At 49.0% G+C, this 16,675-nt stretch carries 8 protein-coding genes; all 8 read left to right on the top strand.

Annotated features, from left to right (window positions below; translation table 11 throughout):
- Positions 1-137 precede the first annotated feature (137 nt).
- The 8 genes from B153_RS0102245 to B153_RS36445 all read left to right on the top strand — a co-directional run bounded on the left by B153_RS0102245 (position 138) and on the right by B153_RS36445 (position 16,668).
- Positions 138-3,410: a SusC/RagA family TonB-linked outer membrane protein gene (locus tag B153_RS0102245; RefSeq protein ID WP_020595034.1), complete on the top strand. Its 3,273-nt coding sequence runs from the start codon at positions 138-140 to the stop codon at positions 3,408-3,410.
- Between the two features lie 23 nt (positions 3,411-3,433).
- Complete coding sequence (locus B153_RS0102250) at positions 3,434-5,077, top strand: RagB/SusD family nutrient uptake outer membrane protein (protein ID WP_020595035.1); 1,644 nt, start codon at positions 3,434-3,436, stop codon at positions 5,075-5,077.
- 324 nt (positions 5,078-5,401) lie between these two features.
- Positions 5,402-8,437, top strand: coding sequence for a SusC/RagA family TonB-linked outer membrane protein (locus B153_RS0102255; RefSeq protein WP_020595036.1), 3,036 nt, complete (start codon positions 5,402-5,404; stop codon positions 8,435-8,437).
- 31 nt (positions 8,438-8,468) lie between these two features.
- The gene (locus B153_RS0102260; protein ID WP_020595037.1) at positions 8,469-9,815 is read left to right on the top strand and encodes a RagB/SusD family nutrient uptake outer membrane protein; all 1,347 of its coding nucleotides are present in this window, start codon (positions 8,469-8,471) and stop codon (positions 9,813-9,815) included.
- A gap of 21 nt (positions 9,816-9,836) precedes the next feature.
- Positions 9,837-10,667, top strand: coding sequence for a hypothetical protein (locus B153_RS0102265; protein ID WP_020595038.1), 831 nt, complete (start codon positions 9,837-9,839; stop codon positions 10,665-10,667).
- A gap of 47 nt (positions 10,668-10,714) precedes the next feature.
- Positions 10,715-11,209 carry a lipocalin family protein gene (locus B153_RS0102270; RefSeq protein ID WP_026261850.1) on the top strand — a complete coding sequence of 165 codons (495 nt, stop codon included), beginning with the start codon at positions 10,715-10,717 and terminating at the stop codon, positions 11,207-11,209.
- A 4-nt stretch (positions 11,210-11,213) separates the two neighbouring features.
- Positions 11,214-13,577: a M43 family zinc metalloprotease gene (locus tag B153_RS0102275; RefSeq protein ID WP_020595040.1), complete on the top strand. Its 2,364-nt coding sequence runs from the start codon at positions 11,214-11,216 to the stop codon at positions 13,575-13,577.
- Between the two features lie 244 nt (positions 13,578-13,821).
- Complete coding sequence (locus B153_RS36445) at positions 13,822-16,668, top strand: glycoside hydrolase family 9 protein (protein ID WP_169518466.1); 2,847 nt, start codon at positions 13,822-13,824, stop codon at positions 16,666-16,668.
- The last annotated feature ends 7 nt before the right edge of the window (positions 16,669-16,675 follow it).

The following is a 16,675-nucleotide window of genomic DNA, read 5'->3' on the forward strand; positions in this document are numbered from 1 at the left end:
TTCGGAATAATATTTTGAAATACTTGTTTTATTGTCAAATAAAATTCTACATAAATGTATTCGTGAATTTGTATTATTTCTTTTTGATGTTAGTTTTGTCAATAGTAAAAAATGGTTTCACCTAACATCTAACGTACATGAGTAAATTTCTATGCTTGAGTTTCCTTCTGGTAAGCTCGCTCTGGTCCACGGTATGGGCACAGGATAGGCGTATTACGGGTAAGGTCACATCAGCCGAAGATGGCTTACCGTTGCCAGGAGTTTCGGTTGTTGTAAAAGGCACCACAAAGGGGGCTACAACCGATGCAGCGGGTATGTATAGCCTTGACGTTGCCGGCACCAGGGCTATAACCCTCGTTTTTAGCTTTGTGGGCGTTACCACACAGGAAGTAGCTGTCGGTAACGAGTCGGTCGTCGATGTTAAGCTGGTATCGGACAACCGTCAATTGACAGAAGTCGTCGTAACCGGGGTCGGAGTCGCTACCGACAAACGCAAACTGGGGATTTCGGTCGAGTCGATTACGTCGAAGAATCTGCCGCAAACACCAACCGCTTCCATCGATCAGGCACTGGTTGGAAAGATTGCCGGAGCGCAGATTTCGAGTGGCAATGGTACGCCCGGATCACCCGTCAACATCGTACTGCGCGGTATCAATACCATCAACCGGGGAACAGCCCCCATTCTGCTCATTGATGGGGTGCAGGTCGATGCCACGAACTACGATTCGAACGGGAACATCAATAATAACCCAACCGCGTTGCTGAGCAGCATCGATCCCAATACCATCGAGCGGGTTGAGGTAGTGCAGGGTGCGGCTGCCGCTACCCTCTATGGGGCTCAGGGAGCGAACGGGGTTATTCAGGTATTTACCAAAAAAGGGAAATCGGGTAAACTAAACATTGATGTGAGTTCGGGCATTACCCGGAGCGAATACCTGAACGTAGGCGGGGTAGCAAAAGCGCAGTACAACGGTTTTATCGTTGATGGCAGCAACAACGTGATCGGTACGTCGGGCAAGCCACTTGAGTTCAATCCGAATACGTTGGTTTACAGCGAGAATGTGCAGTACAATCCGCTCGATGTGAACAATAAGGCCGATAAACCTTATACAGCTAATTTGAAGTATCAGGACCATTATGCCTACTTCTTCCGCCCGTCAAATACATATAATAACAGCATTGCGCTGACAGGGGGAACCGATAAAGTCGATTTTGCCATATCCGCTTCGAATAACCAACAGGAGAGTAATGTCATCAACAACGGAAATTATCAACGTAGTAATCTGATGTCGAATATTGGCCTTCAACTGGCCAAAGGCTTGACATTCAGGACAACTACGCAATTGGTATATACCAGAAGCACAATCAAAACCAACGACCGGCTGATTCTGTACGCGGTGAACAATGCCCGCCCATTTGCTGATTTTTCGGCACTTGATCCCGACGGTAATCCGGGTATTTATTACGGGGACGCCGTCGGGGTGAACCATAACAACCCTAGTTTCTGGCAGAAATACACCGACAATAAGGACAACAAAGTGGATGTAATCCAGAACTTCAATCTGAATTATAATGTCAACAAATTCCTGACGCTGGATGCAAAGTACGGGATCAACTATTCGAAACAGGAGATTCGGACCACCTACGCCAACCAGACCAAAAACCGGAACGTGATTGCGCTGAACAACAACTATTACCAGAACTATTTTGGTACCGATCCTTCGGGCGAGATTGATAACAACAGCCTGACCACTACGTATCAGAATTTCCTGGCCAGTGCGTATATCAACACCGATTTCCAGAATGATTTTGGTTCGAAACTGCCGATTCGCACCTCTACGCAACTGTCGTTCGACTACCGCAACCGGAACTTCAAGCAGTTCTATACCTATACACTGGGTTTGCCGACCTATGACCCTTTCACAGCGGCTCAATCGGCGGTGTTCCGGGTACCGGGCGTAAAAGCCCCATCGGCCGGACGGGCTGGTTTACCGGCTGGTGGTGATTATACCGAGCCGTTTATCACCTACGGGTATGTAGTCAACCAGCGGATCGACTTTGGGGATCTGGCTGGTATTTCGGGTGGTTTCCGTACCGACTATTCTTCGGCTTTTGGTAGTGGTTCCAAACCGTTTACGTTTCCACGGGGCGATGCATATTTCCGTATTTCGGCTTTGAAATTCTGGGAAAACAGCTCAGTGGCCGGTTTCTTCCCCGAATTGAAGCTGCGGGCTGCCTACGGTCAGGCTGGTATTCAGCCAAAACCTTTTGATCGCTATCTGGTCCTGAACACCCAGACGCTGGGTTCATCGAACTCCTTCTATACGCCAGCCAGCCAGCCGAATCCGGCCCTGGATGTAGAGGTGTCGTCGGAACTTGAAATTGGTGCCGATTTAGCCCTGACACCGTCGAAAACGTCAAACTGGCTGAGCAGTGTTCGGTTGTCGGCCACCTACTGGAAACGTTCTACCGACAATGCTATCTTCGATGTAAGCGGTATTCCATCGGCGGGTATCAACTCGATCAAAGACAATGCCTTCTCGCTGGGGTCAAACGGTTTCCAGGCTTCGTTGAATACGACCATTCTGCGGACAAAAGATTTCACCTGGAACCTGACAACAAACTTTGGTAAACAAACCTCGCAGATTACGGCGGTTAAGAACAATGCCGAAGTGGTCGTATTGTCGAGTGCAGGTAGCTCAAATTACGTGCTGAAAGCGGGTGAAAAAATTGGTCAGCTATACGGCTATATCACCACGCATTCACTGGATCAGCTAGCCCCCGACGGTACGCCCCTCATTCCGGCCGACCAGCAGTCGCAGTATACGGTAGCGAGCAATGGCATCGTAGTGAGCAAAGCGACTAAACAGCCTTTCTTTTCGGCCAATAAGTACAGCTTTGGTGACCCCAATCCGAAGTTCAATATGTCGTTTATCAACGAGTTTACGTTCAAGAACTTCCTGACCTTCGGCTTCCAGTTCGATTGGGTGAATGGCAGCCACATCTACAACCAAACCAAGGAATGGATGTATCGCGACGGTATCCATGCCGATTATGCGAACCCCATCACAATTGATGGAAATACAGGAGCCTGGACGGCTTTCTATCGGGGCGTTTACGCGCAACGGCAGGCCAATGGCACAAAAGATTATTTCTATGAGGACGCTTCGTTTGTGCGGCTGCGTAACGTACAGGTTGGTTTCGACCTGAGCAAAGTGGTGAATGTACCTGTACTGCGCCGGGCCCAGTTGGTATTCTCAGGCCGAAACCTGCTGACTTTCACGAAGTATACCGGCTTCGACCCGGAAATCAGTTCGGGTACAGGTAGTTCGGCCTGGGATCGTGGTACTGACCACAACACCATGCCCAACCTACGTTCATACCAGGCTACGCTCAACATCGGACTCTAACCTCACTCTTCATGAACTTATCAATGAAAAAAATACATATTCTAGCGGCTGCGCTGGTGCTGGGCTTTGCGACTTCCTGTAAAGACCAGTTGGACGTAAAGAACCCCAACCAGCCAACTGTAAGCAGTGCCAATACCGAGTCGGGGATTATCAACTTCGCGCAGGGAGCAGCTTACATCAACGGATTTAAGGAAATCAAAACGGACCTATACGATGGGGTTCCGGGCTACTTCTGGTCGGGGGCAATGGGATTTCATGATCTCATGGGCGACATCATTGGTGAAGAAGCAGCCAACCAGTTCGGTAATCAGATTGGGGCACCCGATTATGTGATTCTGGACGATGGCTCTAAAGTCGTAAATCCCAATGCGCCGAATACGCAATGGGCATTGATCCGTCAGGTCAATGTCAACTCCAATCAGGGGTCGAACCCGTTGTTTCATGAGTGGTGGTACATGTATTCGCTCAATAGCCAGATGAACAAAGTATTGGCGTTGTCGGAGCAGGTCTCATTTACAGGAGATGCCAAAGCCAAGAAAGCTACGATTCAGGCCTGGGCCTACTGGTGGAAAGGTTTTGCGTATTCGCACATAGGGTCCATCTATTATGCGGGTATCATCAACAGCGATGCGAATGGTACGAACAACAACTATGTAGCGAAGGAAAAGATTATCGAGGAGGCCAACGCCAATCTGGATAAGGCCGCTGCTCTGTTACCTGCCGCTTCAACGGATTATACCGCGATCATGTCGCAGTTGATCCCTCCGTTCAATCAGGTAGGAAAGGGGGGCGTACCTACTCCCGACATGTGGAAACGCAACATCAATACCCTGAAGGCCCGTAACCTGCTGGTCAATACAACCGTCAAGGCAATGACGGCTGCTCAGTGGGGCCAAATTCTGACGCTGGCAACCGATGGGATCACTGCTTCGGACAACGTCTTTACGGGGCGCTCGAACCAGAATGGGGACTTCCTGTCGCCAACCGCCGGGACGGTAGCCGCTAAAGCAACAGGCGACCCATCGGGGGGCGCTACGTATAAGATCTCGGAGCGACTGATTCAGGATTTCAAAACGGGCGACCAGCGACTGGCGAATAACTTCACCCAACGCGCTACGCCCTGGATTGGCGAAAGCAGCCGGGGTAATGCCTTCAATACACGCTGGGCATTGCTGGATGGGGGTAAAAAGATAGCGGGCGTTTCGACGTTAAGCGATCGGACTCCGGGTGCTACCGAGTTATACCTGGCAGGCAGTTACGAAGAAAACGAACTGATGAAAGCGGAAGCGCTGGTCAACACCGGCAAAATTGAAGATGGGCTAAAATCAATCGATGCCGTTCGGAAGTATCAGGGAGCCGGGTTAGCGGCTGTAGCGGGTACCGGGCTTTCACTCGATCAGGCGAAGGAAGAACTTCGTCGTGAGCGTCGGGTGGGGCTGGCATTCCGGAACCTGTCTTTCTATGATGCGCGCCGTTGGGGAGTTATCGACGATGTAGCGCAGGGCGGTGGCCGAAAAGGGGCTGTCGTTGTGGATAAAGCAGGGAAGGTAAGCACCAATGCCACCATCAACTACAACTTCCTGGATTATTGGGACGTACCCGACAATGAGTTGAAATACAATCCGGCGGCATCGGGTAGCGCCCCTACCTCGAATCCGAAAAAGTAAATTAGGTCAGTTGCTATACTTTGTAAGGCTCTATGTCGTTGATGTAGAGCCTTATTTTTAGTTAGCCATTCGGACGCCTGATTAAACTTGTATGAAATTGCATCGGATAGCCCTATATTGACGTATAGGAAATGGGTGCATAAAAAATAAGCTTTATCGATGGCGAGCTAAGGAAAATAGGGCTGTAGGCTACTCTATCAGTAGATTTATACGATGCCGGTGATTTTTTCGTTTAAAAAATTGTAGCTTGATGCGCTCATTAGTAAATCGTTTTTCAGATTAAGCGTGTAACCCCAAAAAGCATTTACTTGGTATAACCTATACATGAGAAATTTTTATCGTGTTATTAGCTGGTCGGCTTTGCTGATCATGCTGCCGGGCTATCTGCTGGCCCAGGCTCAACGTATAACAGGGAGAGTAACCTCAGCACAGGATGGGCAAACGTTGCCTGGAGTCAATGTAGTTGTCAAAGGAACTACCATAGGGGCTACGACTGATGCCAACGGAAATTACAGCATCGTGGTTCCTGGACCGGGGGCGGTATTGGTGCTGACATCGATCGGGCTGAACTCTCAGGAAGTTCCGGTAAATAATCGAACGGTTGTCAACATTGTCATGCAGGAGGCTATTAACGAGCTTACTCAGGTCGTTGTAACTGGTTATAACACCACGCAGCGTAAGGACATTACAGGTTCCATTGCATCGGTTTCACCTGATCGATTTAAAAATATTCCTGTTACAGGCGTAGATCAAGCCCTCCAGGGACAGGCTGCTGGTGTGTTGGTTCAACAGTCGTCTGGTACGCCAGGTGGAGGGCTCATGGTTCGGATTAGAGGAAACACATCTATTTCGGCTGGTAACCGCCCGTTGTATATTGTTGATGGTATTCAGGTCCAGAATAGTGCCCTAACAAGCGGGTATGGTGGTCAGAATGATAATGCGCTGGCACTGTTAAATCCTGGCGACATCGAATCTATTCAGGTGCTGAAAGATGCATCGGCTAAAGCTATTTATGGATCGCGAGCAGCCAATGGTGTTGTCTTAATCACAACGAAACGGGGTAAGGCGAATCAGAAAACCAATATTACGGCTGATGTACAACGAGGAATGACTGATCTTGTTAAGCGCCCCAATCTGTTAAATGCGTCACAGCTACTGGATTTGCAACGGGAAGCGGTTATTAATGCAGGTCAAGACCCTGATAAGCTCGGATTGATTAAAGGAGTAACCGACGGTATCAATACGAATTGGCTCGATATGGTGTTGCGGAAAGGAGTATATCAGCAATATCAGGTTTCGGCGCAGGGGGGAAATGAACGGACTCGATTCTATATAAGTGGTAATTATCGGGATGAGCAGGGCGTGCTGATTAACAATGGTTTTCAACGAATGAGCGGAACCATGACTATTGACCATAATGCTACATCGAAACTATCGTTCGGCACGAATATGACTGTAACACGGTCTCTAAATAGCCGGGTATTGGGCGATAATGCGTTGAATGGGGTTTATTCAGGAGCCGTTGCCAGTTTACCCTATTATTCACCCTACAATGAACAAGGCCAGCTCTATGGTCCAAGCGATCCTAACTATCCCGGATTCCCCAATTTCAATCCGGTTGCTGAAGCCTTGCTTCCACGGCAACAGGTGCTGACTATAAAGATGCTGGGTGGTGTTTATGCTGAGTATGAGTTTTTGCAAAATCTACGCTTTCGCTCCAAGGCTAGCGTTGATTATAATAACATTACTGAGAATTTATTTTATCCTTCTACTACCTCCACGGGCGGAGCTATCCCTAGCCTTGGCCAGCAGGGATATGGTGAATATAATACCAACTTAGCGGCTACCTTCACCAGTACCAATACAATAACCTACAATACGCTTATCAATGAAAAACATAGACTGAGTGCCTTAGGGGGAGTCGAAATTATGAAACAGACAAACCGCACCAGTTTTGTTGATGGTAAGAATTTCCCTAGAGATGAATTTACGTATATTACGTCTGCCCAGGTTGTTGATGCAGGAAGTTCTTACTTAGTTAATAATGGTCTTTTTTCTGGGTTTGGGGAAGTTAAATACGACTATAAAGAAAAATACCTGGTAACAGCAACTGGACGGTACGATGGATCGTCGCGATTCGGACAAAACCGGCAGTTTGGTTTTTTCCCCTCAGGATCGGTAGCCTGGCGACTTTCTGAAGAAGAATTTCTGTCGAAATACAGTTTCCTAAGTGATTTGAAACTCCGCGCCAGTTATGGTTTTACTGGTAACGAACAGATCGGTAACTTTTTATATCTAGGGACATGGGGTGCTACTTCGTATAGTGGCTCCTCAGGTTTAGGACCATCCCGATTGTCAAATCCTAATCTGCAATGGGAGCGAACCCGTGAAGCCAACGTTGGACTTGATGCTTCATTCTTTAATGGTCGGTTAAATGCTACCGTAGAAGTATACGACAATCTGACGGATAAACTATTATTCAATCAACCCATTCCACTAACCTCTGGGTTTGGTTCTTTCCAGGGCAATGTTGGTAAAATGTCAAACCGTGGTATTGAACTGACCCTCTCATCCGTCAATATCGATCAGAAAGGGCTGCGCTGGAGTACTGATTTGAATCTGTCCAGAAACGAAAATAAAGTGGTTGAACTGGTGTCGGATCAGCCTATTTATGCTGGTTTTCAGGCTAGTGGTACACCCGGTACAAACATCGTTTTGCCAGGTCAGCCACTGGGGTCTTACTGGGGATTGAAATTTCTGGGGGTTGATCCTGGTACTGGGAATGCGATCTATGATGATAAAAATGGTGATGGACGAATCACACCAGACGATGCTCAGTTAATTGGAAATGCGCAACCTAAACTTTACGGTGGACTAACAAACCGGTTTACTTACAAAGGATTCGAGCTAAGTGTGTTCTTTCAGTTCTCTTATGGTAACCGTGTCGTAAATCTGACAAAACAGGGGTTAGTCAATTCTGGTAGTTCGATTCTGACTAATCAAAGCACTGATGCGCTAAAACGATGGCAAAAAGAGGGTGACATTACCAGTGTGCCGCGCTACATTTATCAGAATACATATAATGACTATTTCAGTAGCCGCTTTGTGGAAGATGGTTCGTATTTACGGTTGAAGAACGTATCACTTGGCTATAATCTTCCTAAAATCTGGGTAAATAAAGTAAAATTAGCCAATGTACGCATATACACTTCGGCAACAAACCTCTGGACGTATACAAAGTATTCAGGCTCTGATCCGGAAGTGAGCGCTATCGATGGGTCAACAGCTGGACAGGGAATTGATCTGAATACGTTACCACAGGTAAAGAATATGATGGCAGGCTTAACTGTAACGTTTTAATTTACTCAATCCGATATTCTTTTTCAGTTACATGAAGTATTACTACACTTTATTAATACTAATCCTTACGTTTCTGACGTCCTGTAAGGATGTATTGGAACCCAAACCTGTTGATTTACTCACCGATGAATTGGTATTGAAATCGGCTGTTGATGTACCATTGGTTCGGATTGGTCTGTATAGTGCATTTCGTGGGATGATGTCTTCGGTTGTTATCGCAGGTGATTTCACCGCAGACCATATTAAGCATAATGGCACCTTTGCTAGTTACCAGGAGTTCGGCAACAAACAGATCACATCTACTAATTCGGATGTCGCTACATTTTGGGGGGCACTGTATCGAACAGTTTACATAGCCAATTTTATTCTGGAGCGATTACCGGCAGTAACTGGCGTAACGAGTGATGCCCGAAAGCAACTAACTGCCGAAGCACGCTTTTTTCGAGGTCTGGCTGAATTCTATGGGGTTTATACCTACGGAGATATTCCACTGCTAACCACTACTGACCAAGCTACTAACCGAAACGTAACCCGAACTGCCAAGGCAACAGTCTTAACAGCCCTGCTGGCTGACCTTAATGCGGCTCTAGCTGATCTGCCTGATGACTCATCGACGGGAGCTGCTTATTTATCAAAACGGGTTACCCAAGCTGCACTTGCCCGATATTACCTATATCAGAAAAATTGGTCACAGGCTGAAAATTACGCATCGTTAGTGATTAACTCAGGTAAGTTCACGCTCGTACCCGATTATACAACAATTGTCAATCAGAACTTTCCCGCTGAATCGATCCTGGAAGTTGGTTATACATTAAACGATGATCCGGCGACACTAAATACGTTATTTGTAGGGCGTCGGGAAGTTATTCCATCAAACCAACTGGTCATTAATCTCAATTCAACAGAATCTGGTACTCGCGTAGCAACAATTTCATTCGACGCAACGAAACAACAGGGGAACGACAACGGCTGGACAGTTCGTAAGTATGGTACTGCTCTCGAAAACAATGCAAATATTGTAGTATTCCGGTTGGCTGAAATGTATCTGATTCGGGCAGAAGCCAGAGCCCAGCAGGGTAAATTAACTGGTGCAACTGGAGCCGTGGCTGATCTAGGCGTACTTCGTACACGGGCTAAAGGAATTGCTGTTACGGCAACATCACAAGCAGATATCTTGCTGGCTGTTGAGCGAGAACGTCAATATGAACTCGCTTTTGAGGGCCATCGCTGGTACGATCTGGTTCGCACTGGTCGGGCGCAGGCAGTCATGTCTGCTTTTTCACCGAATTGGAATAGTCGATATGAGCTATGGCCGATTCCACAATCCGAAATTTTAAATAACCCCAGTCTACAGGGAGCCCAGAATCCAGGGTATTAATCACTAACGAATCGAAACGTCATGATAACCAATAAACTACGTGGGTTGTTCGGAGTCGTACTCGTGCTGGCGCTGGGCGTGTTTGCCTGCGAAACGAGCGATGTTGACCGTATTTTCGAAGGCCCGTATTTTGTCCGTTTTACGAAGGATAGTTTGACCTATAAGGAAAGCTACAGCCAGCCGATCAACATAGAAGTACACAATGCCGGGCCGCAACTGGATCAGGCCATTACCATCAACTACACGGTGGGCGGAACAGCGCGTGAAGGCAAAGAGTATTCCTTTACCAGTAAGAAAGGGACCGTCACAATTCCGGCTAAATCAAGCAAGGCCAATATTGTGCTGAAACTGATCAACAACGCCAACAACATCCTCGAATCATCGACCGTAACGTTTACTATCACCAGCGTGCAGCCTAGTTCATTGCAGGTGGGTTTTGGGAGTGGTGAAAACGTGATTGGCAAGCAGTTTACGCTCATTATTCAGGACGATTGCCTGTTGGGCGGGTCGTATGCAGGGAGTAGTAAAATAGGGAATCAAACCTATACCAATACAGCGTCGATTACCAGTACCGATTGTAAAAACTATCTGCTGAGCAACTGGAACATTGGGATTCCTTTCCTGAGTTTCGATGCTATTAAGCCAACACTGACCTTTATTGACAATGGCGACAACTCCCTGACGGTTCCCACCCAAAACAATGCCGAATTGGGGTCAACCGATAAGATTAAGGGAACTGGAGCCTGGAATCCAAAGAATCGGGTGATTACCTTGAACCTTCAGTTTACCATTAAACTCACCACGGGGAAAGATACGCTGCTTTCGTATTCACAAACCTATACACCCCAATAAAGGATCTGTTTCAGACTTATTTACAGACTTGTTGACAAGCTTTACCTATGCGACAGTTTATACGCTTCTTATTGATCCCAGGCTTTATCGGATGGATATTGGGAGGCTGTTCGGAAAAGATAGAACCCAAACCACCGACCTACTCGCAACTGCTGACAGGCACCGATAAGAAAACCTGGAAGATGGTCTCCTTTCAGGTAATCGACGCGGGTAATGCGTCGGGTGTAATTCCCGTAAACCAAAGTAATATAGCGCCTTGTATCTACGACGATTACCTAACCTTCTACGCCAATTCGGAGCGCAAGTTTGAAGCCAGTGAAGGCCCTACAAAGTGCAGTGCATCGGACCCGGATCTTTACCTGACTGATACCTGGACGTTGGTCAATGCCAACGCAACTTTGGAATTCTATATTCCTGTTTTGAATGGCAAATATCCCTGGATCATTAAGAATCTAACGAGCACTTCAATGACGGTTCAGTATTACTTCCAGGATATTGATGCCAGCTACCAGTTTACGTTTACTCCTGTTACGACCAAATAGGCCTATGTTTCGATTCATACTTAGCCTGACCTTACTGGGTTTATTCGCAACCAGCCTATATGCTCAGGCACCTGAGAAATGCGGAACGATGTACATGGACAGTGTTCGTCGGGCCAAAAATCCGCAACTGGGTTCGCTTGCCGATTTTGAACGGGAGCTACAGTTGAAAATGATTGCCCTCAAAAAGCAGATGGCCAACAATCGGACGGCAGCCGCTACGGTGATTACCATTCCGGTTATTGTTCACGTAGTACATAATGGCGAAACGGTTGGAACGGGGCGAAACATCAGCCAGGCACAGGTGCAATCGCAGTTGGCCGTACTGAACGAAGATTACCGCCGGAAAGCCGGTACGCGTGGATTCAATGATAATCCGGTGGGAGCCGATATTGAAATCGAATTTTGTCTGGCTGCAGTGAACCCACAGGGACAGACGCTGGCTGAGCCGGGTATTGATCGCTACAACGGTAACCGGACCACCTGGGATCAGGCCAGTATCGAAGGGGTGCTCAAACCCAGTACCTACTGGAATCCTGATAAATACTACAACATTTGGGTACTGGATCTGAACGAGCCTTCCGTAAACGGACAATTGTTAGGATATGCGCAGTTTCCCAGCCAGTCGAATCTGCCGGGTATTCCCACTGATTCACCTGCCAGTACGGATGGGGTGGTGATTTATTACAAAGCGTTCGGTAGTGCCGACAAAGGAACCTTCCCGGTGCTCCAGTCGCCTTATAACCTGGGTCGTACCCTGACGCACGAAACGGGCCACTTTCTGGGCTTGCGGCACATCTGGGGCGATGCCGTTTGTGGCGACGACTTCTGTGCCGATACCCCGCCCCAGGCGTCGGCCAGTAATGGTTGCCAGGTGGGTCGGGTAAGCTGCGGGTCTACCAACATGGTGCAGAACTACATGGACTACTCCAACGATGCCTGCTCCAATATTTTCACCCAGAACCAGAAAGACCGGATTCGGGCCGTTATGGCGCTTAGCCCCCGGCGGTTAACGTTGCTATCGTCTAATGTCTGTGGTACACAGGTAGCCGCCCGACCCAAGGCTAATTTTCGGGTCGATAACCAGCAGGTATTGTTAGGCGGGCAGCTTAAGTTTACCGACCTATCGGAAAATTTCCCGACCTCATGGTTATGGACCTTCGAAGGCGGTACACCGGCCACCTCAACGGACCAAAACCCGACGGTTACCTATACGCAGCCGGGTAAGTTTAAAGTAACGCTGGTAACGACGAACGCGCTCGGCCAGTCGGACCCGCTGGTTCGGACCGAATACATCGAAGTACTGAATTCCGGGCTGTGTTCGGATATTACCAACTTCAACGGAACCGCCACCTTACTCCGCGAAACGGGTGGAACAGGCTATGTAGCCGGACAGAACAGCCATAAGAGTCAGGCCGTTTCGGAGTTTTTTGCTAATAAGCTGGCCTACAATAACCTGTCGGGCGCTACGCTTAAATTTGGGGTCGCCAAGGCCGCCAAAGGAGCCGCTACCGAATCGGTTGTAACCGTAACCGTTTGGAATGGCCGGGGTTTTCAGGGCGGGCCGGGCGCTATTCTAGGGCAGAAAGATGTGCCTTTACGCGATATTCTGAACGATGTAGCCAACAACCGCGCTACCTCCGTAACCTTTGATAAGAGCCTTCCGTTGAGTGGTTTGCCTTTCCATATCGGTATTCTACTGCCTTATGCATCGGGTGATACGGTTGCCTTAGTGACAACTAGAAATGGTGAATCATTGGAGGCTACCTCGTGGCGGCTTAGCCAGCAGGGCAACTGGATTCGGTATGCCGATAGCCTGGGTCTGAACGTCGCGCATAATATTGCCGGTCGTGTAGGGCAGAAGCCCTCGGTGCAGGTGGCCGCTTCGTCCATCTTTATCGACCCCGGCCAGACCGTTACGCTGAATGCCCGTGGCGCCAGTATTTTCACCTGGAGTGGACCCGGCCTCAACACAACGCTAGGCGCCCAGGTAGTTGCCAGCCCTACGCAAACCACGTCCTACACGGTTACAGGTTCGGGACTGGACCTGTGTAGCACGAGCGCCGTCGTGACCGTCAATGTTCGTGCTGGAACTGTTACCTCGACAACCCCACTGGCCGAACAAGCCTTGCAGATAACCCCCAACCCGACTGATGGCCAGATGATGGTATCGTTCAGCAGCCCGCTACGAGGAGTCTTGACACTGGGTGTCCGAAACATAAACGGAGCCGAACTCAGCCGACAGAACTATCAGAAAACAACCGACATCTTCCAGCAGGAACTGGATATAAGAAACACGCCGGGAGGAGTCTATTTTGTCGAAATCAGGATGGGCGACGAGGTATTCCGAAAACGGATAGTAAAACAGTAAAACCAAACAGAGCCGGGTCACGCGATCCGGCTCTGTTTGGTTTTACTGGGGAGGAAGTTTTTTGTATATATCGTCCTGACAAAGAGTGTATAAATTCACGACCGCTCACATAGAAAATTATAGTTTGAATAGCTCCTTTTGCTTATTTACGGCTAAATCAGGCGGTATGCTGCTGATCGGAACTCAACAAAAAAGGATAGACATGAACGCGCTGAGGCTCCTCGTTTCGTTCGTATGGGTGCTGATGTCTGCTAGAGTCGGAGCGCAAAGTCCTGTGAATGGGTCAGGTAATCTGGTATCCGGTGGCCGAACGCGGACGTTTTCCTATCATCTCCCCACAAATTTTCCGAAGGATAATCTGCCCCTGGTAATTGCCTTTCATGGCGATGGCGGTACGGGTGCTGGCTTTCAGGCTTATGCCGGACTGGACGCGGTGGCGAACACCCAAAATTTTGTTGTTGTCTATCCCGATGCGGTTACGGTGGGAGGGAGTATTCAATTCAATAAATATGCCGATACAGCTCCCGGTTTCGGATCGGCAGGCGATGCGAATGGCCCTAGTCCGGCCGACCCTAATGCGCCGGATGATGTCCGATTTACGTCCGATCTGATTGATTATTTTGCCCAAACGTACCGCATCAATCGCAATCGGGTGTATATAACGGGGCATTCGGGCGGGGGCTATATGTGTTATTTTCTCAGTATGGCGCTGGCGAATAAGATCGCGGCTTTTGCCCCCGTAGCGGCCAGTTTGTGGGTCAATAACAGTTATTCGAATGCCTATTTTTCGGTGGGTACGTATACGCCCGTTCCTATACTACACATCCATAGCGCAGGCGACCCGACCGTTACGCCCCCGATTGTACCCTATCCGAAAACACCAGCCTATGCCTGGCCGCTATCGAACTACGCTGGTATGAACTGCAACAACTGGAGTTCGTATACAACTGCCGCGTTTAACCCGAATGTCGATTCGCTGACGTTTTGCGGAGCGGGCAAAAAGGTGATTTTACTGATGACCAAAGACGCTACGCATGGCTGGAGTACGCAGTTCAACGTGGCCTCGACGATCTGGAACTTTGTTAAAAACTATCAATTGAGCAGCTTCCCGGAAGTCGATGTCCACATCAAAGTCGATCAGTTTGGGTATTTGCCAATGGCGAAAAAAGTGGCCGTTATCAGCAACCCACAAACAGGATATAATGCCAGTGAGCCATTTACACCGTCCGGTAGCTATCAGATTCGGAATGCGGCCAATGATGCGGTTGTGTTTACAGGAGCGCCAGCCTCGTGGAGTGCAGGGGCCACGCACATGCAATCGGGCGATAAGGTCTGGTGGTTCGATTTCTCGACCCTACAAACGCCCGGAACGTATTACGTGTATGACGTGGGGCAGAACAAGCGTTCGTATGCATTCGATATTAGCAATGCCGTTTATCAGAATGTGCTGAAGCAGGCCACCCGTGTTTTTTTCTATCAGCGAAGCGGCTTTGCCAAACAAACGCCTTACGCCCAAAGCCCCTGGACCGATGGCGCGGCTTTTCTGGGAGCCCAGCAGGATGCCGACTGTCGACTGGTGAGTAATACATCGGCGGCAACATCGAAGGATTTACGGGGGGGCTGGTTCGATGCCGGAGATTACAACAAATACGTACCGTTTACCTACGGTCCATTAGTCGATATGCTGCTGGCCTATCAGGAGAATCCGGCTGTGTGGACGGATGATTTCAACCTGCCCGAATCGGGGAATGGAGTGCCGGATTTGCTCGATGAGGTGAAATGGGAGCTTGACTGGCTCCTGCGGATGCAGCAGGCCGATGGGTCGTTGCTCCATAAGGTATCGGTTACGGATTTTAGTGCCACCTCGCCACCTAGTGCCGATACCCATAGTCGTCGGTATGGAGCCGCCAGCACGGATGCTACGGCTACCGGAGCGGCTGTTTTCGCCCTGGCGGCTATTCAGTTTAAATCGCTGAGTAGCCCAACCCTGCAAGCCTATGGGAGCACGCTTCAGACGGCGGCTGTCAATGCCTTCAATTGGGCCAGTAGCAATCCGTCGGTCCTGTTCAATAATACGGGTTTTCAGAGTGTTGCCGCCACCTATACCGACAACGACCGGCTGGCCCGTCGGGTAGCGGCAGCGGCTTTTCTGTACGCTCTGACGGGCGACACTACGTACAAAACCTTTTTCGAGGCTAATTACAGTCAGGTGCATCTGATGCAGTGGAGCTTTGCCTACCCGTTTGAGGCTACCTATCAGGATGCATTGCTCTATTATACCCGCGCTGCCGGTGCCACAACCAGCGTTAAAAATGCCATTTTATCGACCTATACCGGGAGTTTGAAAACGGGTAATTCTGATAACCTGCCTTCGTATCTGAATCAGTCGGATGCCTACCGGGCGTTTCTCAAAAATGACAACTACACCTGGGGTAGCAACGAAACCAAGTCGCATCAGGGAAATATGTTTTTTGCCATGAACGTCTACAATCAGGATACGGGCAACAAGGCCAATTATCGGGATGCGGGCATGGGATACATGCACTACCTGCATGGCGTTAACCCGACGGCGTATTGTTACCTGACCAATATGAGTGCTTACGGGGGTGAATTTTCAGCCCCTACTATGTACCATTCGTGGTTTGGGGATGGCACCGTTTTTGACCTGAATCCGCCACCGGGTTATCTGATGGGAGGAGCCAATCCAACCTATGCGCCCGACGCGGCTTATTCGGGGCCTGTGATTAGTCCGCCACAGAACCAGCCGATTCAGAAAGCCTACAAAGCCTGGAACACGAGCTATCCCGAAAACTCCTGGCAGCTTAACGAACCCGCTATTTATTCGCAGGGGGCTTACATCCGATTGCTGTCGCAGGCCAGTTGCTATACGGATCGGGTGACCAGTGTAAAATCCGGCAACTGGAACGACCCAACCACCTGGGCCTGTGGTCGCATCCCGATCCTGACCGATCAGGCATTCATTCAGTCAGGGCATGTTGTGACTATCGATGCCACTGTTCAGGCCAGGTCGCTCGATCTGAAGGGTAAAATAAACTATGTATCGGGTGGTAAACTAACTATAGGCAACTAGGCAGGAG

It is taken from the genome of Spirosoma panaciterrae DSM 21099 (assembly GCF_000374025.1).
Lineage (GTDB): Bacteria > Bacteroidota > Bacteroidia > Cytophagales > Spirosomataceae > Spirosoma > Spirosoma panaciterrae.

What these genes read in the sequence shown, in the direction of transcription:
- B153_RS0102245 (WP_020595034.1), top strand. Translation starts at nt 138, where the DNA reads ATGAGTAAATTTCTATGCTTGAGTTTCCTTCTGGTAAGCTCGCTCTGG.
- B153_RS0102250 (WP_020595035.1), top strand. Translation starts at nt 3,434, where the DNA reads ATGAAAAAAATACATATTCTAGCGGCTGCGCTGGTGCTGGGCTTTGCG.
- B153_RS0102255 (WP_020595036.1), top strand. Translation starts at nt 5,402, where the DNA reads ATGAGAAATTTTTATCGTGTTATTAGCTGGTCGGCTTTGCTGATCATG.
- B153_RS0102260 (WP_020595037.1), top strand. Translation starts at nt 8,469, where the DNA reads ATGAAGTATTACTACACTTTATTAATACTAATCCTTACGTTTCTGACG.
- B153_RS0102265 (WP_020595038.1), top strand. Translation starts at nt 9,837, where the DNA reads ATGATAACCAATAAACTACGTGGGTTGTTCGGAGTCGTACTCGTGCTG.
- B153_RS0102270 (WP_026261850.1), top strand. Translation starts at nt 10,715, where the DNA reads ATGCGACAGTTTATACGCTTCTTATTGATCCCAGGCTTTATCGGATGG.
- B153_RS0102275 (WP_020595040.1), top strand. Translation starts at nt 11,214, where the DNA reads ATGTTTCGATTCATACTTAGCCTGACCTTACTGGGTTTATTCGCAACC.
- B153_RS36445 (WP_169518466.1), top strand. Translation starts at nt 13,822, where the DNA reads ATGTCTGCTAGAGTCGGAGCGCAAAGTCCTGTGAATGGGTCAGGTAAT.